Annotated in this window: 19 protein-coding genes; 13 read left to right on the top strand and 6 right to left on the bottom strand. The window is 42.8% G+C overall.

Features of this window, described 5'->3' with window-relative positions; translation table 11 throughout:
* Positions 1 to 85 precede the first annotated feature (85 nt).
* Together G496_RS19350 and G496_RS0109640 are read right to left on the bottom strand one after the other, a co-directional pair.
* Positions 86 to 754 (bottom strand): hypothetical protein, encoded by a 669-nt coding sequence (locus tag G496_RS19350; protein ID WP_034632948.1) that lies wholly within the window; start codon positions 752 to 754, stop codon positions 86 to 88.
* Between the two features lie 121 nt (positions 755 to 875).
* Positions 876 to 1,700 carry a purine-nucleoside phosphorylase gene (locus G496_RS0109640; RefSeq protein WP_027179104.1) on the bottom strand — a complete coding sequence of 275 codons (825 nt, stop codon included), beginning with the start codon at positions 1,698 to 1,700 and terminating at the stop codon, positions 876 to 878.
* 98 nt (positions 1,701 to 1,798) lie between these two features.
* Between G496_RS0109640 and G496_RS0109635 the strand changes: the two genes are divergently transcribed.
* From G496_RS0109635 to G496_RS0109600, 8 genes are all read left to right on the top strand, one after another.
* Positions 1,799 to 2,551, top strand: a complete 753-nt coding sequence (locus tag G496_RS0109635; RefSeq protein WP_027179103.1) for a motility protein A — start codon at positions 1,799 to 1,801, stop codon at positions 2,549 to 2,551.
* 3 nt (positions 2,552 to 2,554) lie between these two features.
* Positions 2,555 to 3,307, top strand: coding sequence for an OmpA/MotB family protein (locus G496_RS0109630; protein WP_027179102.1), 753 nt, complete (start codon positions 2,555 to 2,557; stop codon positions 3,305 to 3,307).
* 55 nt (positions 3,308 to 3,362) lie between these two features.
* Positions 3,363 to 3,731, top strand: a complete 369-nt coding sequence (locus G496_RS0109625; RefSeq protein WP_027179101.1) for a PilZ domain-containing protein — start codon at positions 3,363 to 3,365, stop codon at positions 3,729 to 3,731.
* 145 nt (positions 3,732 to 3,876) lie between these two features.
* Positions 3,877 to 5,289 (top strand): ATP-binding protein, encoded by a 1,413-nt coding sequence (locus G496_RS0109620; RefSeq protein ID WP_034632947.1) that lies wholly within the window; start codon positions 3,877 to 3,879, stop codon positions 5,287 to 5,289.
* 27 nt (positions 5,290 to 5,316) lie between these two features.
* Complete coding sequence (locus G496_RS0109615; RefSeq protein WP_027179099.1) at positions 5,317 to 7,566, top strand: acetyl-CoA carboxylase; 2,250 nt, start codon at positions 5,317 to 5,319, stop codon at positions 7,564 to 7,566.
* 135 nt (positions 7,567 to 7,701) lie between these two features.
* Entirely contained in the window at positions 7,702 to 8,352 is a 651-nt protein-coding gene (locus G496_RS0109610; protein WP_027179098.1) for a biotin attachment protein, read from the top strand.
* Between the two features lie 219 nt (positions 8,353 to 8,571).
* Positions 8,572 to 8,913, top strand: a complete 342-nt coding sequence (locus G496_RS0109605; protein WP_027179097.1) for a hypothetical protein — start codon at positions 8,572 to 8,574, stop codon at positions 8,911 to 8,913.
* 76 nt (positions 8,914 to 8,989) lie between these two features.
* Entirely contained in the window at positions 8,990 to 9,514 is a 525-nt protein-coding gene (locus G496_RS0109600) for a single-stranded DNA-binding protein (RefSeq protein WP_027179096.1), read from the top strand.
* A 54-nt stretch (positions 9,515 to 9,568) separates the two neighbouring features.
* Here G496_RS0109600 and G496_RS0109595 read toward each other — a convergent pair whose 3' ends face one another.
* Complete coding sequence (locus G496_RS0109595; RefSeq protein WP_027179095.1) at positions 9,569 to 9,886, bottom strand: hypothetical protein; 318 nt, start codon at positions 9,884 to 9,886, stop codon at positions 9,569 to 9,571.
* Between the two features lie 216 nt (positions 9,887 to 10,102).
* Here G496_RS0109595 and G496_RS19345 point away from each other — a divergent pair, with 216 nt between their 5' ends.
* From G496_RS19345 to G496_RS0109570, 5 genes are all read left to right on the top strand, one after another.
* A complete protein-coding gene (locus G496_RS19345) occupies positions 10,103 to 10,564 on the top strand; it encodes a MarR family winged helix-turn-helix transcriptional regulator (RefSeq protein WP_169725748.1) in 462 nt (153 codons plus the stop codon).
* Positions 10,565 to 10,566: 2 nt separating this feature from the next.
* Entirely contained in the window at positions 10,567 to 12,633 is a 2,067-nt protein-coding gene (locus G496_RS0109585) for an FUSC family protein (RefSeq protein WP_027179094.1), read from the top strand.
* A complete protein-coding gene (locus G496_RS0109580) occupies positions 12,633 to 12,839 on the top strand; it encodes a DUF1656 domain-containing protein (RefSeq protein ID WP_027179093.1) in 207 nt (68 codons plus the stop codon). Before G496_RS0109585 ends, G496_RS0109580 begins: the two co-directional genes overlap by 1 nt.
* Positions 12,836 to 13,714, top strand: coding sequence for an efflux RND transporter periplasmic adaptor subunit (locus G496_RS0109575; RefSeq protein ID WP_027179092.1), 879 nt, complete (start codon positions 12,836 to 12,838; stop codon positions 13,712 to 13,714). The genes G496_RS0109580 and G496_RS0109575 overlap by 4 nt, the downstream gene beginning before the upstream one ends.
* A gap of 153 nt (positions 13,715 to 13,867) precedes the next feature.
* Positions 13,868 to 14,515 (top strand): peroxiredoxin, encoded by a 648-nt coding sequence (locus G496_RS0109570; RefSeq protein WP_027179091.1) that lies wholly within the window; start codon positions 13,868 to 13,870, stop codon positions 14,513 to 14,515.
* A gap of 147 nt (positions 14,516 to 14,662) precedes the next feature.
* Here G496_RS0109570 and G496_RS0109565 read toward each other — a convergent pair whose 3' ends face one another.
* The 3 genes from G496_RS0109565 to G496_RS0109555 all read right to left on the bottom strand — a co-directional run bounded on the left by G496_RS0109565 (position 14,663) and on the right by G496_RS0109555 (position 19,132).
* Positions 14,663 to 15,073, bottom strand: coding sequence for a tetratricopeptide repeat protein (locus G496_RS0109565; RefSeq protein ID WP_034632942.1), 411 nt, complete (start codon positions 15,071 to 15,073; stop codon positions 14,663 to 14,665).
* A gap of 127 nt (positions 15,074 to 15,200) precedes the next feature.
* Entirely contained in the window at positions 15,201 to 15,839 is a 639-nt protein-coding gene (locus G496_RS0109560) for a PilZ domain-containing protein (RefSeq protein WP_027179089.1), read from the bottom strand.
* An 83-nt stretch (positions 15,840 to 15,922) separates the two neighbouring features.
* Positions 15,923 to 19,132, bottom strand: a complete 3,210-nt coding sequence (locus tag G496_RS0109555) for a DEAD/DEAH box helicase (RefSeq protein ID WP_027179088.1) — start codon at positions 19,130 to 19,132, stop codon at positions 15,923 to 15,925.
* Positions 19,133 to 19,314: the final 182 nt, after the last annotated feature.

Below are 19,314 nucleotides of genomic sequence, written 5' to 3'. Positions count from 1 at the left end.
TGCAGAGCATTATATCTTTTATTTTAAGATTATATTTTAGAAAATTTAAAAGGCGTACTTGAAATTCAGGTACGCCTTTTAACTATTAACGGATATTTTCTTCAAATCCCGGAGCAGGGGTGAAGCTGTCCTGATTAATGGAAGCTTTGTTCTTATCAGGATTATCGTCCTGATATGGTGATGTAGTGTTGACCATGGGGACAAGAGGATTGTCTTCGTCATGCGGTAAAAGTGATCTGGTATTTTTATTGAGCGGTACGGTCCAGTCCCATGAGCCTATAATCTGACCTTCGTCAACAGTTGTTACAGCAGCGGTAAGGAATATGGAATAAGGGCCTATACTGTATGCACCTGTAAGCACGCATTTTACCGGGTCCGGCATGTCCTCGTCTTTGGCTTTTGTAGGATAGTGGCTTGCATCGGCTACAACAGCGAATCCTTTCTGGGCAATTCTTGAAGCTACCTGCTCAGTGGTTATTTTTGCAAAGTCAGTTACCAGCGGATTACCGCGCAATCTGAACAATTGTACTGTGATAGGCGATCCTGCCGGAAGTCGCTTATTTAACATTCCGGCTATTTCATCACCAGCATCATAGTTCAGCTCGACAAGTGATGTTTCATCTTCGGTAAAAAACTGTCCAGTCGTCGGCCGTTTGCCGATATAATCAAGGGTTCTATCCTTCAACCCGTTGCATGCAGTAAGGGATGCCAGTAAAATTACCACTGTCAGTGGCTTTAAAAAACTGCTGTTCATGATTCCTGCTCCGGCTTATTTAATATTGCATCTAAAAAAAACATTTCAATTGATGCAATGAAAATGCCATAGCTATATTAAGAAATATTTTTTCTCAAATATTACAGTATATAATGTGTTTTTATATTGAAGATATAACTGCCAGAATCAGGCGCGAAAGAGCATCAGATGACTTTTGTGCCTGCTCAATTACCTGTTCATGGGTAGTTTTTTCCATACAGTCTGGCAGATTTTTGTTCGTCAGACAGGCCACGGCCATGGTTTCAATACCCATATGTGTTGCTGCGATAGCTTCTATCACTGTGGACATACCCACCGCATCCGCTCCCATATTTTTCAGCATGCGTGTTTCTGCCGGGGTTTCAAGCTGCGGTCCGGGAACCTGTATGTAAACTCCACGTTCAAGCCGAACTCCTTCCTGCAGGGAACATTTTATTGCGGTCTCAATCAGTCTCCGGCTGTAGACCCTGCTCATATCAGGAAATCTTAATCCCCATTCTTCATAATTTTCGCCTGTTAAAGGTGATTGCCCTGTAAAGTTGATATGGTCTGTAACAAGCATCAGATCGCCTGCATCAAATTGCGGGTTAAGTGCGCCGGCTGCATTGGTTATTATTATACGGCTGATCCCCAGATCTCCCATAACTCTTACAGGAATGCATGCCTGAGCCGGTGAATATCCTTCGTATAGATGAAAGCGACCGCTGAAAACCATAACCGGTTTACCTTTCAGCTTTCCATATATAATTTTACCACTGTGGCCTTTAACTGTTGAGCAGGGGAAGCCGGGAATATCACTGTATGAAACTGTTGAAGCTTCATCCATGCGTGTAACTGCATCACCAAGCCCGGAACCTAAAATAACTCCGACAGTTTCTGGTTGAATAAAGCCTATCTTTTCTTTTATGTATGTATTAATGTTTTTTATTGAAGCAGGGGAGATCATTGTTCAATCCGGTAGAGTGTTTCAAGGTTGTAATGAATAAAATATCAGCCTGAATTAATGTTACTTCGTAAGTTTAACCGAAAAGAGAACGGGATTCTATGGATTTTTCCACTCTGATAGGAATGCTTGTCGGGCTTTCACTTGTTGTCGGCGCCATCTTCATGGGCGGAGCCGTTAATGTTTTTGTAAATATACCCGGCATGATGATTGTAATAGGCGGAACCCTGGCTTCGGTTTGTGTAGCCTTCCCATTTGAGGAGGTTCTTCAGGCTATGATAGCAGGCTTCAAAGCTTTTGCTTCGCGTAAAGTAAAAGTCAGTGAAGTTGTCAATATCATGGTCAAGGTTGCTGAAATAAGCCGCCGCGAAGGCCTTATCGCTCTTGAAAATGTTCAGACAGAAAATGTGGTTCTGCGGAAAGCCTGCCAGCTAATTGCTGACAACGCTGATCCTGAACTTATAAGAGCTACCCTTTCAATTGAAATTTCGGCTATGAAGCGGCGTCACAAAATTGCGCAGGATGTCTACAAGAGGCTGGCTGGGCTTGCTCCGGCTTTTGGAATGCTCGGAACTCTCATTGGTCTGGTTCAGATGCTTTCCAATCTGCAGGACCCAAGTTCTATCGGTCCGGCAATGGCTGTTGCTATTCTGACTACTTTTTATGGATCGCTTCTGGCTACTCTGCTTTTTATTCCCATAGGAGCAAAACTCAGAGCAAGAACTCTGCAGGAACAGTTGCATCTGGAAATAATATTTGAAGGTGCAAAATCAATTCTTGAAAATAATAATCCGAGACTTGTTTATGAGAAGCTTTCATCTTTTCTGGCTCCTAAGGAAAGACAGGGAGAATAGCTTATGGGGAAGGGCGATAAATCTCTTGAAGATCTTTTCATCGAACCGGATGAAGATGAAGAAGAAGGCAATGAATGGATAACGACTTTTGCTGACTTATGCATGCTTCTACTTGTTTTCTTTATTCTTCTTTATTCCATGTCCGAGATAGATACCCATAAGTTTGATATGACTTTTCAGTCCGTGACCAAGGCTATACACGGCAAAATGGACAAGATTGCAACAAGTAAAGTAGCCCGTGAAGAAGCCGGCATGATTCTTAATCAGGTCATGACAAGGCGTCAGATAATAAAGGCTCAGCAGCGTGTTTTTCAGGATGTTAAATACCTGCAGTCCACAAAAGGTGTTGAAGGTCTTCTGAGTGCGAATTTTGAAGATGGGAAAATAACCATAAAACTTCCTGCTGATGTATTGTTCAGACCCGGAGAGATAACTCTGACTCCGCAGGGACAGGCTGCAATCAAGGCCATGAGGGATTTTTTTATCTCCCATCCTGATCAGTCTATAAACATCAAGGGGTATACCGATAATCGTCCTGTAAGGGCTGGTTCAAGACTTCGGGACAACTGGGAGATATCATCCCTTAGAGCTGTTAATGTGTTGAGATATCTTATGAAATTGGGTATCAAACCAAACAGGCTTACGGCAACCGGGCTGGGCGAAATGGACCCTCTTGTTCCAAACAATTCTGAAAGAAACAGACAGCGCAACAGAAGAATAGAGTTTGTTCTGGAAAAAATACTTACCGGTCCTTAATGAGTCAGGAAAACGTAACTTTTATGTGGTAACCAATTAAAGGTTGGATAGCTTTATGGATATAAAAATAGATAGTAATTCTTCACGAGGAGCTTTCAGGACCAGTCTTCCCGGACTGGCTGTAAGAATTGAAGGCTATGATAAGAATTTTCAGGTCAAGGACTTCAGCGTAAAGGGAGTGGCTTTTTGTTCAGAGGAGCATACTTTCGATCTTGAAACAGAACTTAATATTTCTCTTATTCTGGGGGAAAAAGAATTACTGACCGATCTTAATATAAAGGTTGTCCGTGATATCGGAGACGGTCTTATGGGCTGTGTTTTTGTTGATCTGGATATGTATCAGGAACAGCGACTTGATAAACTGGTGCTGGAAGTTCAGAAGCATATGATCCTGCTGCGGAAGAAGAAGGGGCGTAAGGTCTGATTCTTACAAATTTGCTGCCAGATGTCCTGAAGAGGGCATGTTTATTTTTATAATCTCAGGGTAGTTCCTTTCTGTGATACAGGTGGAACATCTCTTGGGATTTTTTTGTATGTATTGAGATAAAATTTTTTCCGGGAGCTTTTTCATGAGTGGAGAGCACAGGATAATTATAGCCAACCGCGGCGAAATTGCGATCAGAATTGCTCAGGCATGTCTGGAACTAAAGCACGGTTTTACATGTGTTTATACCGAGGCGGATAAAAACAGCGGTCATGTTGCCTTTGCCAGAAATCATGGCGACTCTAAGTCTCTTTACAAAATTTCTTCATATCAGGATGCCAATGAAATTTTCAGCGTAGCGGACATCTGCGGCGCAACTGCCGTTCATCCCGGCTATGGATTTTTTGCCGAAGACTACCGCTTTGCACGCAGGACTGTTGAACGGGATAATCCACTTATATTTATAGGGCCTTCATGGTGGGTGATTAGAGAACTTGGGGATAAGATAAATACCAAACGTCTGGCAAGAAGCCTTGAAGTGCCTACTGTTCCCGGTTCAGACAGTCCTATTTATGACGAAATTGAGGCTGTTGAGCTTGCAGAAAATCTTTTTTATTTTCAGAAGGAACAGGGATTTCCGTCCGCCAGTGTAATGGTTAAAGCCTCAGCCGGGGGCGGAGGCATGGGAATCGAAGAGGTTCTTGATCCTGATGAATTCCGCAGCGTCTATAGAAGAATCAGGAACTACGCAAAGAGACAGTTCAATGATGAAGGTGTTCTGATTGAACAGCGTATATTTGGTTTCAACCATCTTGAAGTCCAGATAGTTTCTGAAAAATCCGGTAAAAAGCATGTTCATTTCGGCACCAGAAATTGCTCAATCCAAAGCAATGGCAATCAGAAACGTCTTGAAGTTGCCCCCGGATTTGTCCCGGATGAGATTCACTACCTTTTTGATGCCGGCAGTGTCTTGGACAGTATCACCGGGCATTCTCTTTCTATGGCCGCAAAGGTCGGTTATGATAATGTCGGCACCTGGGAATGGATAGTTACCCCGCGCGGCGAACCGTTTCTTATGGAAGTAAATACTAGAATTCAGGTTGAAAACGGTGTCTCAGCCGCAATCTCCACTATCGAAGGCGAAGGTGTTGATATTGTCAGGGAGCAGATTCGTCTGGGGCTGGGTGGAAAGCTTTATTACAGCCAGAATGATATATCTTTTACCGGGGTTGGCATTGAATACCGTATTATTGCAGAAAACCCGGATAAAAATTTTTCTCCGTGGGTGGGAACTATAACTGATTTCAACTGGCAGGACAGACCGTGGTTGAAAGTTCATACCCATATACCGTTGTCGGAACATTATGATATTCCGACAGACTTTGATCCTAATCTGGCTCTGGCCGTGATTAATGGAAATTCATTGTCTGAGGTGAAACAGAGAGGTCTTGAATTTTTGGATTCACTGGTTTTGGAAGGAACTGACGGGGTTGGAAGAAGCCTTGAATCAAATATAGAATATCTTAGGGAAAAAACATCTGTAATTCTTGAATTCTGATGCCTTTTGAAAGCAAGCGGTACCAATATGAAGTTTGATAAGAAAATAGATTTTCTTTCACGCAGACTGCAATATATCCGGGATATATTCGGGGATAATGAAAATGAAAGCATCCTGCTGCTTGAGAGTGAGCTGGAAGGGTGCCGGAGGCTGCTTTCCAGTGGGGGAACTTCTGTTGAACAGTCTTTGGTCCGATTGGAAGATCTTTTTAATTTTCTCGAATCAAAGCTTGAGAAACAGCTGACAGCAATGGATCTGGTGCGAATTGTCCGCCATCCGCAACGGATATGCCTCACTGATATTCTTGAAAATGTTTATGATAATTATACTGAGCTCGGAGGACTCGGAGAATTCAGTATTGATCCTGCCATGCTTATCGCTCAGGCCTATATCTCCCGAAAAGTCGGCAACAAGGTTATAAATCAGCCGGTTATGGTAATAGGTCATGAAAAAGGGCATGGTGAAGAATATCGCAACGGAGGTTCTGCAAAGCCGTGGGGCAATGCAAAAGCTCTGCATTACATGAAGGTGGCACAGGAAGAAGGCATTCCTATACATACCTATATTTTTACTCCCGGTTCATACCCTGTTGAGGATTATCCCGGAGCAGCCCAGCAGATTGCCCGCAATCTTTATGATATTTCAAAAATAGACGTGCCCATTGTAGCGGTCTTTTCAGAAGGAGGGTCCGGCGGAGCGGAGGCAATAGGTCTGGCTGACCGCAGGCTGATGCTTTCACACGGATATTACTCGGTTATTTCACCTGAAGGTGCCGCAGCGATTGAAGGAAAGACCCGCGGTGGTCAAAGAGTTTCACCTGAACTTGTTTCACGCAGTGCCGCCAGACTTAAGATAACCGCCGAGGATAATCTCCGGCTTGGATATATAGACAGAGTTATCAAAGAGCCGGAACTTGGAGCCAGACCTTATCATTACGACTTTTTCCGCTCACTTCGGCGTGAAGTAATCAGAGCTACCAACGAAGTCTGCGCTTCTGTCAGGGGTATGAAACTTTTTCGTGCCATGGCCCTGCGCGGGCAAGATAAGGGCGACGGGGAAGCTGTTTTCATGCGTTGGGATCTCGGCCGTTCAGCACGGGCCAGACTTATAGTCCAGAGACATGAAAAATACAGGCGGATGGCCTCCGGAGCTTTTGTAGATAACCGCTCGCTTTTTATAAAGGCCGGATCTGCTTTGCAGGGGCTGGCATGGTCGACAAAATCTCTGGTTCTATATGATCTTTTCGGGCGGGTAATTAAATTTACCAAAAGAGGCATGGAAGATCTTCAGGCAGAGGCCAGATTTGTAAAAGACAGCACCTGCCGCTGGCTTCGGGTGAATGGCGAAAATGAGCACAGTGTCCGGGGCATGTCCAGTGAATTAAAGGAAAAACTGTTCAAACTTTCCAATCCTAATCAAGGTGTATGCCGATCTGATGGTATCTGGAAGTATTGCAGCCCTCAGGCCGTTGAAGACCGCACGGTGACGTGTCCGAACTCTAAACGGGAAGGATGTCTTGACCTGTGGGCTCCTGACCTTTATGGAGATTTTGCCGGAGTATGCAGTCACTGCGGACATCATTTTCGTATGGAGTATCAATGGTACCTGTACAATATTTTTAATTATGGTGAAGCCTTTGAATTCAATTCTGAAATTGAATCCGGCAACCCTCTTGATTATGAAAGTTTTACACTTAAAATAAACGAGGCCCGTAAAAAAACAGGCCGGCGGTCGGCCTGCATAACTTTTGAGACCCGCATTGAGGGTATCAATACGGTGGTGGCCTGTTTTACTTCGCCTTTCAGGGGGGGCTCTGTAGGCGCTGCTGAAGGTGAAAAATTCATAAGAGCTATCGAAAGGGCGCAGCGCAAGCAGTATCCCATGATAGCTTATGTTCACGGTACTGCCGGAATCAGAATTCAGGAAGGTACAAACGGTGTAATTCAGATGCCAAGATGTACAATGGCTGTCCGTCGTTATATGGATTCAGGTGGCTTGTATCTTGTTATTTACGATACCAATTCCTATGCTGGCCCGGTTGCAAGTTTTCTGGGTTGTTCTCCGTATCAGTTTGGAATACGTTCTTCCAACATCGGATTTGCCGGTCCGGGAGTTATCACGGAAACTACCGGGATAAATATTCCACCCGGATACCATAGCGCATGGCAGGCCCTTTCCCGTGGGCATATCCAAGGGATATGGGACAGGAGAGAAATGAAAAAAAACATTCATCAATCCCTCTTGACCATGGGTGGTGGAAACCTCTACTACCGTTAGCAGCATTTTGATCAGTCGCTTATGCGATATCCGGTTTAGAAAGACGGCTGTCAGAATGCCTTTATCATCATAACTAAAATGGTGACACATAATATGTGTTTAAAAGACTAAAATAATAATTCAGGGGATTTATCTGTGCTGAATATAAAACAGCTTCTTGAAGAAATAAAAGCTTCTCCCTATGAGGAGATTGAAATTGTTGCACCACATACGGGAAAGGTTGAATTTCCCGGTGTTAAAATAGGTGATAAAGTAAATGGCCCTTCCGGTGAATGGAAGGAGAAACATGGGACTTTGCTGGTCAATATTACCCGTGAAAGAAATAAAAAGAGTCTTTACGCACCTGAGAAGGGTGAAATAGTTGAGATTAAAAGCGAGCTTGAAGGATCTTTTGTTGAAGCCGGACAGACTTTGCTTAAAATCCGCCATTTTCTTTCAAAAGATGAAGTTCTCCATCTGATCCTTAAAAAAGCTCTTTTCCTTTTCAATGCTCCGGAAAGAGCAAAGTATTATTTTACACCTGAGATTGATACAAAGATTAAAGGTTCCGGTGAAAAATCAGTGAAAGTCCGTGACGGACTTGAGGTTTTCATTGTTTCCAGAATGAAAAGGGAAACTCCTCTTGTTTACAGCGGTCCAGAAGGTCTTGTTTATTCAATTTATTTCAATAATGGTGAAAATGTTGATTCAGGTCAGCCTCTTATCGGAGTCTGCCCGGAAGATCAGCTCAAGCATATTCAGGATGTTGTGAACCGTGTTCAGAGCGAGTGGGAAGAAAGAGAGTAATTTTCTTTGAAAGTCGTTATTTCCGGTTGAACTATATCCAATAAATTATACAATCGTACTTCACACGGATTAATTCTGGGAATAGCTTTTGGGGGCTGTTTCGCAGACCCGTATGGGATAGTGACTTTTACGTCGTGGTCCCTGAAAGAACTTAAGAATTGAGAGTCGTTACCTGCTTGAGGTAAGGATTTTCGTTTTCAGAAAAAAAGGTGTAGGGGTATGGGAAGTATTCTTCAAATAAGGGTTATGGCTGAAACTTTTGACGAGTCAGAAGTTGAAAAAAGATGGCCGAGACTGGTCGGAATGACTTGGGTTGAGCCACGGAGTGGTGGCAGGGCTCATGGAGTTCTTGAACTTTTGGAAGATATGCGTGACAGGCTTGATACCGGCCTGCTTTCGGATGAAGCCAGTAAGAATCTGGGAGAGCTTATAAAAAAAGCTTATGATCTCGGATTGAAAATAAAAGAAGCTCTTGGCGACTGGCGTCCGGCTGATGCCAGCAAATTAAGTTTTGAGATAGAAGATCTTCTTGATGAAATTGAACTGGCTGCATCTGCATAAATGAACATATAATCCTTTTCTTTTGTTGTTTATAAATAAAAGGAACGGAGAAAATTATTTTGAAAGGGAGTTTTGAATGGCTGGCAGCATGAATAAGGTTATACTTATCGGCAGAATCGGACAGGACCCTAAACTTTCATATACCCCGTCCGGCCAGGCTGTAGTGAATTTTTCGCTGGCTACTGACGAAGGATATAAAGATCGTAATACAGGTCAGCGTGTAGATAAAACTGAATGGCACAGAATTGTTGCCTGGAGGCAGACAGCTGAATTTGTGGGCAAGTATCTTACTAAAGGTAATCTTGTTCTGGTTGAAGGAAAGCTCCAGACCCGCAAATGGCAGGATCAGGGTGGTCAGGACCGCTTTACAACTGAAATAGTTGCAAATACTGTTCAAGGTCTGGAAAGCAGACAGCAGGCTGGCGGGCAGTCTCAGGGCTACCAGCAGCAGGGTGGTTATCAGAACCAGAATCAGCAGTCTCAGGGTTATCAGCAGCAGGGCGGATATAATAATAACCAGCAGGGTGGATATCCTGATGATGAAGACCTCGGACCTGCTTTCCCCTCTGAAGCCAGCGGAATGGACGAAGTTCCTTTCTAAAAAAATAAATCAGTCATTTTTACAGGCAGGGAGTGATTATTAATCGCTCCCTGCTTATTTGTTTTTCCACTGATTTTCTATGACTTCGTAGTGATAGACAAATGTATCCGGGTCCAGTTCGTATTTATAATCTTCCGGGTACAGCCGGGCTATACCGATATCTTCACCTGCATATTTTTTTATGCACTCAAGGTCCTTCCAAAAAGTTACAAGCTTGATTTCTGCGGCATTTTCCAAGTCGCGGGTAAAAATCTGGGCGCCCATATAACCTTCAAGAACGCAGGTATCTTTAATTCCGGTCTGGTATAGGTAGGCTATAAATCCGTCTTTATGCTTCAGTGGACATTTGGCTTTCCATTCTCTGGCTATCATTTTTATAAAAATCCTTTTGTCTCAGGTTATTGAATTTACTAAAACGCGATTTTAAAAAGTTATTGTGTATGAATGTTATATATAGAAATTGAATCGTCAACGGTTTGAAAAAAATAGTTTAGTTAAATCAAATTGATGGGATAGTTATTTGTTGAATAAAAAATATTCGATATTTCAAACTGTTGACAAAAATAGATGACTACTTATCTAATTAGTATGCAAGATTTAGATGTATCAAAATATTTTAGATTCGGGCAGCAGCTCTTTGCTGTGGCTCAGGCATGGAGAAGGGCAATCGCTCAGGTGATCTCTTCGTATGGGCTTACTGATGCTGCGGCCATGTCTCTGGTAACTCTTTACCGTGACGGCGATGGAATACGCCAGAATAAGCTGGCCGAATCTTTAGGGCTTGAAAGTGCTTCGGTGGTCAGGGTCCTAGATGGACTAGAAAAAAACGAATTAGTCCGACGTGAGGAAGACAGGAGCGACAGGCGGGCAAAGCTTGTCTGGCTTACAGCTGAAGGTCTTATCGTCACAGCCAAGCTTGAAGATCTGCTGACGGAACTTCGGGAAGAGTTGATGAATGATGTTGATATCAATGAAATAGAAGCAACAGAAAGTCTGCTGAATAAAATAGGTAAAGCCCTCTCCAAAAGGGGTGAAAAACCTAAGGAATAATTTTGTCAAAGAATCAGATAATATCTGTCGATGGTGCCCTTTTCGGCACCAAAACATTTGTTGCCGCAGTGGCAGCTTATGGTCTGGCAGTATATTTTAATTTGCCCCGGCCTTATTGGGCAATGACAACAGCTTATGTCATTGCCAATCCATTGGCGGGCTCTTTAACCTCCAAAGCTTTTTACCGGCTTATCGGGACATTTGTAGGAGGAATAGCCATTATTGCGCTTATTCCGAATCTTGTGGGGTCTCCGGTAATACTGACTCTGGCCATAGCTTTATGGATAGGAACATGTCTTTATTTCAGCGTGCTCGATAGAACTCCGAGAAGTTATGCGTTTGTTCTGGCCGGATATACCGTACTGTTAACCGGAATTCCCCTTGTTGATACTCCGGGACAGGTTTTCGATATTGCTGTTGCAAGAGTTGAAGAAATCACATTGGCTATAATCTGTGGCGCAGTTGTCCATCTGGTTTTTTTCCCTCGTAACAATGGTCCACTACTGCTCAATTCCGTTGATAGCTGGCACAATAAAATGGTTGCGCTGGCAGTAAAAGTTTTCAGAGGGTCAAACGATCCGCAGGATACGGCAGTTGGCTGGCGTAATCTCGCTTCCGAATCAATTGAGATGAGAAATCTGTTTGTTCAGGTTTCGTATGAGGCTTCAAGATACAGTGATAAAAGAAAGTTGTTGAAGGCCTTGCAACATAGAATGTCTCTTTTGATACCTGCTCTTTCAGCAATTGAAGACCAACTCATAGATTTAAGAGAGAATTCTTATACCGGGAGTGCTGAGATTCTGGAAATTCTTAATAGAATTGCCGGATTAATTGAAAAAAGGGAAAGGTTCGGCATCCGGGGATACAAGGCCATTCGTGCTGAAGCTGATAAATTATCCGCCATCAGTACTACTGTTAACGATGCTGAAAGCATTGTCGCCGCAAATATATTTAAGCGTGTGCAGGAGTTTGCTGCAATCTGGAGAGATTGTGCCAGACTGCGGTTTGATTTTCACCGGGGCAGGATATCCAAGGCTTCGGAAAAAATTATTTCAATAACCGAAACCATACCGATTCACCGTGATCATCATAATGCTTTCAGGTCCGCTTTCACCGCAGCCCTGACCATTATTATTTCAATTTGCCTCTGGATAATTACAGGGTTTCCTGAAGGGATGATCGTTGCGCAGCTCTCTGGTGTTCTGATGTGTCTGACAGCACACATGGACGACCCCAGAGTTGTTTTAAGGATGTTTTTATATGGTAACATTCTGTCTGCCTTTGTCGCTTTTATTTACTCTTTCGCTGTGTTGCCGGGCTTGAATGATTTTATTCCCATAATGGCGTCTTTGGGACTCACATTGATTCCTATGGGGGCTTTGGCTGCAAATCCTGCTTATGCGCTGATTGGTATGGGATTCTGCATAAATATGCCGAACATGGTGAACCTCCAGTACAGCATAAATCTTGATCTACCTACTTTTATGAGCAGTTGTATCTCAATTATTCTGGCGACTCTGCTGCCCATAGCTGTGAGCGGTATTTTTAAATCGGTTGGAGCTGAAACCAGTGCTAAAAGCCTTCTTAAATCCGGTTGGAAGATTTTAGCGCGAATAGCCTCTTTTCCAAGGGCCAATAATTCAAGGAACCTTCTTATTCTCTTGGATATCCTCGGAACTCTGGCACCAAGATATTCAAATGTGTCAGCGGATTCAAAGATAATGTCCGGTGATCTTTTGAGAGATTTAAGAATCGGTCAGAATCTGGTTCAGTTACAGAAAATATGTCTGGATATGCCTGAGGAGTCTCAGGAAGTTTTTATAAATTTCTTTAAAGAAATGACAAAATATTACCGGAGTAAATATCAATTTCGCGATTATGATCAACGAATTCTTTTGACTCTTTTGAAAAAGTGCCGGGCTGTTACTTATGATGATGACGATAAAAACAGAAGTTATCAGCTGCATATAATCATCACCGCACTTGAAATCTGCATAAAGATAAACATTGAAAGGGCAGCACGATTTATGCCCGTGAATCATGGAATTGAAGAAGTAGGAGCTGTTTAATGCAACAATTTGATATTAATGGAATATTTATACCGACTTTTGGGATTTTCGCAGTCGTTTCACTGGTTGTGAGCCAGCTGCTGAACAGGGCGTTGGCCAGAGTCGGTTTTTACCGTCTGGTCTGGCATCGTCCGCTGTTTAACATCGCTTTTTATATTACTATCTTAGGAACAAGCATATTTTTATATAATCGGTTTTTGCAATGAAAAAGACTTTATATTCTTCAGGAAAAATTATTTTAACAATGGTTGTGGTTTTCTGTGCCGGAATAGTAATCAACTACCTCTGGCAGTTTTATATGGAAGCTCCCTGGACCAGAGATGGACGAATATGTGCTGACGTTGTGCATATTGCGCCGGATGTTTCCGGAATAATAAATGAGGTTCTGGTCAAGGATAACCAGATTGTCCATAAAGGTGATGTGCTGTTCCGTATTGATACGAAAAGATTTTATTTGGACCTTAAGCAGGCAAAAGCCCATATCGAGAGTTCTGAAGCAACTCTGGAACTGGCTAAGAGAGACTCTGCCAGATATCAGAAACTGGCTCTGTCTGATGTTGTCAGCCTTCAGAGAAAGCAGCAGGCCGACAGACAGCTAAAAATGGCTGAATCTGATTATGAACTTGCTGTGGCGGCCAAGGAACTTGCTGAACTTAATATTTCCAGAGCAAATGTAAAAGCACCTGCAGATGGGAAAATCACCAACTTTTCTTTGTGTCCGGGAAACTATGCTACCGCTGGTAAGGCTGTTGCTGCGCTGGTTGATTCAAAATCGTTTTATGTGATGGGATACTTTGAGGAGACCAAGCTTTCCAGAATTCATAAAAATGATCCTGTGAAAATTGAGGTGATGGGAGAGCCTGAGGTTCTCACCGGGCATGTCGTCAGCATTGCCGGCGGAATTCAGGATAGTGAACGCAGTGATACGGAAGGAGCTTTGGCCAATGTAGCCCCGACTTTCAGATGGGTGCGGCTGGCTCAGCGTATTCCAGTACGAATTACCTTTGATAATATTCCCGCAGGGGTAACCCTTGTGGCTGGAAGGACTGCTACTGTCTCAGTTGCCTCTTCACTCAAGTAAGCAAAAATTATTCATAAAAAAGGTATGTTATAGTGCATTGCGGCGTGTTTGGTTAAATAACTGCAAAAAGCTATTGAGAATCATTCTAAAATAGGTATATTAAAAATATTACTTCAATAACCTCTAATCTTGAAAAGATAGCGGAGATTAAAAATGGAAGAAAAGAAATTTAACATGCCTCTTCTTGGTGATCCTTTTCCAGAAATGTCAGTCGTTACTACTCACGGCCCCATGAATATTCCCGGAGATTTAAAGGGTAGCTGGTTTGTTCTTTTCAGCCATCCTGCTGATTTTACTCCTGTATGCACAACAGAGTTTGTCGGTTTTCAGAAAAGAATGGAAGAATTTGAAAAGCTTGGCGTAAAACTTATCGGAATGTCGGTCGATCAGGTTTTCAGCCATATTAAATGGGTTGAATGGATTCAGGAAAAACTCGGGGTTAAAATTACTTTCCCTGTAATTGCTGCCAACGATACCATTGCTAATAAACTGGGCATGCTGCATCCCGGCAAAGGCTCAAACACCGTCCGCGCTGTATTTATCGGCGACCCTGAAGGAAAAGTAAGGCTTGTCCTTTATTATCCTCAGGAAATCGGACGTAACATGGATGAAATTGTACGTTCTGTTAAGGCTCTTATTACCTCTGATGAAAATGGTGTAGCTATCCCAGCCAACTGGCCGGAAAATGAGCTTATCAAAAACAGAGTTATTGTTCCGCCTGCACAGTCACAGGCTGATGCTGAAAAACGTATGAGTGAATATGAAGGTTATGACTGGTGGTTCTGCCATAAAGAACTCTAACCGGTTTAAGCTTAAAGGATTGATCCTGTGTTCGGATTGTGACGATCCGTTTTAAAATAAAGCCTGCCGTCAATTACGGCAGGCTTTATTTGTTTATGCAAATTGAAAATTTTGAACTGTAGACATTATATCAGGCTGGCTAACTTGTTATCTGGCAAAAGCCGGATATTTTTTACTCATAATTTCTGCTGCTTTTTGCGTTGCCATTATTGCTGAAAAATCACTCAAGAAATGTTTTATCTCATGCAATTTTTCAGGAATGACTGAATTGCAGTCATTGTATTCTTCATTAGTTGAGGCTTTATCGTCTGCTAAATATTTGGGTGCCAGAGTGCAGCTGAGTTTCCATGCTATTTGAAAATCTGTGTAGGCATGCCGATAATCTTTCAGTTCCGCTTTTGCTATTCCTCTGTATTTATAGGCTTTGGCTGCTGCTTGGGGAGTCCTTGCGCTATCTATTTCCGAGTCCAGAACTGTTATGGCTTTTTCGTAATCTTTCTTTTCAATCAGGCTGATGCCTTCTTTCAGATTGCCGGTAAATAGTGAACAAGCTGACATAGAGGCAGCTATTAAAAATATTAAGATGGTCTGAAAGATATTTCTGCGAAAATTGCACATACCGGAAAGATTAATTGAACCTTATGGAAAATGCCAGAAAAACAGAAGTGTTTAACTCTGACTGATCTTAAGTGAAATACAGTTTTTCTATCTCCTCACGCTGTTCTTCAAGTATTTTAATAAATTTTACTCCGAATCCCTGATGGGTATGTGTTTTATTTGTATACCACCTGATACCCGCAACTATGGGGAGTTTGTTGGAAAGAGTCTCTATTCTGATATTTATGAACTGCTCTTCGGAAAAGTCTTCAGTTGTAGTGATAAAACATCCTTCCAGAGAGATATTTTTCAATTTTACACTGATAGAGTCAGCCATCGCCGGATCGTTTTCGTAACTTATGCTTGCCTGAATATCCGTTTCAACTCTTTCTTCTTCTCTGACATTTACTTTAGCATCCCATTCATTTTCTTTTTTAAGAACTTGCGGATTATCAATAAATATTCTGTTGCCGTATTTGTCCATTCTGGTGCGGACAATGGGGTAACCGGAGGCGATGGCAAAAATACGGTTCCGTTCCTGCGGATGTTCAGACATGACTTTATGAATATCAAGAATAAGACCTGAACAGTCATCCTTCATCATTCTGTTTATAAACTCTTCCAGAGTATAGGTAAGTTCCAGAGGAAAGTTTAACTGCTCCGAAAGAGCCAGAGGTTCTTTTCTGTTGATATAACCAACTATAGGTGAATTTGCTTTCGTTTCCATTCTATTCTCCAGGAAAAAAAGGTCAGCCAAATCTGATTCGGCTGACCTTAGTGATGCGTTGTTACGATATCTGTGCAGAAACGTTACACTTCAAAGAGCATCTCAAGATCGTCACGAGTGAGAGATTTGAGAGCTGATTGTCCTGGGATAATTGCTTCAGCAACATGCTTTTTCATCTCTTGAAGTTTTAGAATTTTTTCTTCGACAGTATTCTGGCAGATCATTTTATATGCAAATACCTGACGTTTCTGACCTATTCGGTGGGTACGGTCAGTTGCCTGATTTTCTACAGCCGGGTTCCACCATGGGTCATAATGAATTACATAGTCGGCTGATGTCAAGTTAAGGCCTGTTCCACCGGCTTTGAGTGAGATAAGGAAGATCGGTATATCAGGACTGTCGTTAAACATATCAACCTGCTCAAAACGGTCTTTACTGGAACCATCCAGATAAGCGAATGGTATTTCCTGAATTTTGAGCCAGGAGCGGATAACATGCAGCATCTGCACGAACTGTGAAAATACCAGAACCTTATGTCCACCTTCAACAACATCGAAGATGAGATCTTTGAAAGCGTCAAATTTACCTGACGGCAGATTGGTTGAAAGTCCGGGCATATCAAGATTGAGCAGACGAGGATGACAGCAGATCTGACGAAGCTTGAGCAGCGCATCGAGAATAGACATCTGGCTTTTGGCCATACCTTTCTCGTCAACATCTTTGAGAACCTGCTCCTTGAGGCGTTTTGCCAGAGCATTATAAAGATCACGCTGTTCTTCAATAAGTTCGCAGTAATGAACTGTTTCAATCTTCGGCGGCAGGTCCTTGGCAACCTCGGCTTTTGTTCTTCTTAGAATAAAAGGCTTAACCCTTCCGCGCAGGTACTCAAGGGTCTCTTCATCACCGTCTTTAATCGGTTTTACAACGCCGCGCTGGAACGCGTGCTGTGAGCTGAGGAACCCGGGCATGAGAAATTCAAACAGGGACCACAATTCAAACAGATTGTTTTCAATTGGAGTACCTGAGAGGCAGAGTCTCATATCAGATTTGAGCTTGCGGACAGATTTTGCTGTTATTGTATTCGGATTCTTGATGTTTTGTGCTTCATCAAGAATTACCGTTGAATATTCAAATTTAAGTAGTTCCTCAAGGTCGCGGCGGAGCAGGGCGTAAGTCGTGACAACAATGTCAGACTCCCCGATTTTCTTGAACATTTCTTCACGGCGTGATCCGTAAATAGTAAGCCGTTTAAGTTGAGGAACAAACTTTTCAGCTTCTCTCTCCCAGTTGGGAAGAACCGATGTTGGAACAATGATCAGGCTTGGTCCGTTGATTCCGCGCTCATGCAGCGAAAGTATGAAGGACAGTGTCTGAATGGTTTTACCAAGTCCCATTTCATCAGCAAGTATTCCGCCGAATTTATAGTCATGCAGAAAGTTGAGGTAGCTGAGGCCCTGTGCCTGATACGGACGCAGAGTCGCATTAAGTCCGTTGGGCTGGGTAATAATCTGTATTTCTTTGAAGTTATGGATTTTTTCCCTGAGTTTAACAAAATGTTCATCTGTTTTAACATCAGGAAGATCTTCAAGAAGCTTATCCAGAACAGGTGTTTCATACTGTTCAAATTTCTGTCTGGGCGGCTTTTCAGCGTCATACCCGAGTGCTCTGAGCTTATGGCTGATCTTTTTGAGCCATGACTCAGGAAGGCTGGTATATGAGCCGTCCTTGAGCTGGACATAGCGTTTGCCCTGACCCCATGCTTCCCATATTTTATCGATGGGTACACGCTGGTCATCATATTCAACGGCAATATCAAGATTGAACCATTTGTTTTCATCGTCGGTATCAATCTCGGCCACAATCTGAGGCTTGGTGAGTCTGACTTTATATCTTGTCAGATTCTTTTCACCATAGACTCTGTACGCTTCGACAAGCTGGGGATAATAATCCAGCAGAAATGTGATAGCTGCTTCCTGCTCCATAAACCAGATTGAGTTGCTTCTCGGCTGAAAGCCCATATCCTGCAATTCGGAAAAGAGCTGCTTTTCTTCGTCCTGTGCTCTGCGTACAAGATAGGCTTTAGCTCCGTCTTTGTAGCTTCCTGTCTGCAAATCTGGATCAGGTCCGGGCAGAGAAATTTCTCCGTGCTCGGTTTCATAAACATTATCGATCTTGATTGTGAGCAGGCTGCCTTCTTCATTGAGATAAAGTTTCGGATTAAATGTGGCCGGAACAAAGAACGGCTGCATTTTTTCAAGAAAATCTTCATGTCCGTGAAGGTCGGATACTGGAATCTGTGTCCAGACCCGGTCAAGAAATTCAGGGATGTCAGAAGCCTGAATCATCGGTTTCTGCAATCTCATTTCCTGAACGAGTTTAGGATCAAGCGTTGTCTGGACCGGGTAAAAACCCTGTTTCCAGTATACCCACAGCGGCAGTCTTCCGTAAAAGAAGACTTCATCGTCATCCATAATGGAGAAAGGCGGTTTCCCTTCATCGGAGAGTAAAATATCGAAAGTCAGTCCTTCATCGGTAAGTTGCGGTGAAAGACGCAGCTGCATAGTACGGCTTTCAATACGAACCGGAACATCCGTGTCTCTCAGGAAGAGATAATATTCGTCCTTGATGGTGCGGAAAAACCAGGCGTGGAGGCCTGCCGGGATTTCAACTCTGTGTCCCCGGTAATCAAGATAATGGCCGATCTGTTCAGCAACAATCGGAAGACTCGGTGCTGTTTCACACCATTCCGGATTCTGAATGATTTTTTCAAGATCTATTTCGTTTTGAACTTGAGAAAGGCCTGATTTGTTCTGCCGGCAGCGAAAAAAGGCTACTTGGAGACGTTCCGGCTCAGGGTACATTCTATAAACGATGTAATGCTTGCCGGCTTCAGGTTCCAGCTCGGTGGAAAAGTATGAACGGTAAGTCTGTCTCCAGTCCGTGTGCACTGCCGAATCGGCTTTCTCTTCTTCAGTATCAAGTGAATGCAGCAGTTTTATAGCTGCTGCTCCAACATGTCTGCAAACTCCTGAAAAAGAGTCCGGGCAATTGCAATAATAATTGATGCTTTCTTCAGCAAGATTAAGACCCAGCTCAGAAGAATAGTTCTGGAAGTCGTCACCCTGTATAAGTGAATCGACGTCCCAGTAACGCTCACGTTTTTTAATATCCTGTTTCTGTACACCGTCACTGTTGACAATGGTGTGAGACCCCTCAAGTATATACTCAGGGACAGTATTGGAAATAAAAGATTTTAAAATATTTTTTACTACAGTTTCTTCACTTTGTGACATCGCCGCACGAACCCCTCAATGCACCTGTCATAAGATTTATTGTTATTTATTGTATAATCAAAAATTGTGTTTTATGCTGTTTTTCTTCCGCTCGTTTCCGTAAAGTAAAATCAGGTTATGGTCAATTGCAGGGACAGTTATTTAAGCTTTGTTTTATATCCGAAAGCTGATTTATTTGTATG

It is taken from the genome of Maridesulfovibrio bastinii DSM 16055 (assembly GCF_000429985.1).
GTDB lineage: Bacteria > Desulfobacterota > Desulfovibrionia > Desulfovibrionales > Desulfovibrionaceae > Maridesulfovibrio > Maridesulfovibrio bastinii.
The sequence above is the reverse complement of the archived record's forward strand: the minus strand, read 5'-3'. Positions and strand labels throughout refer to the sequence as shown.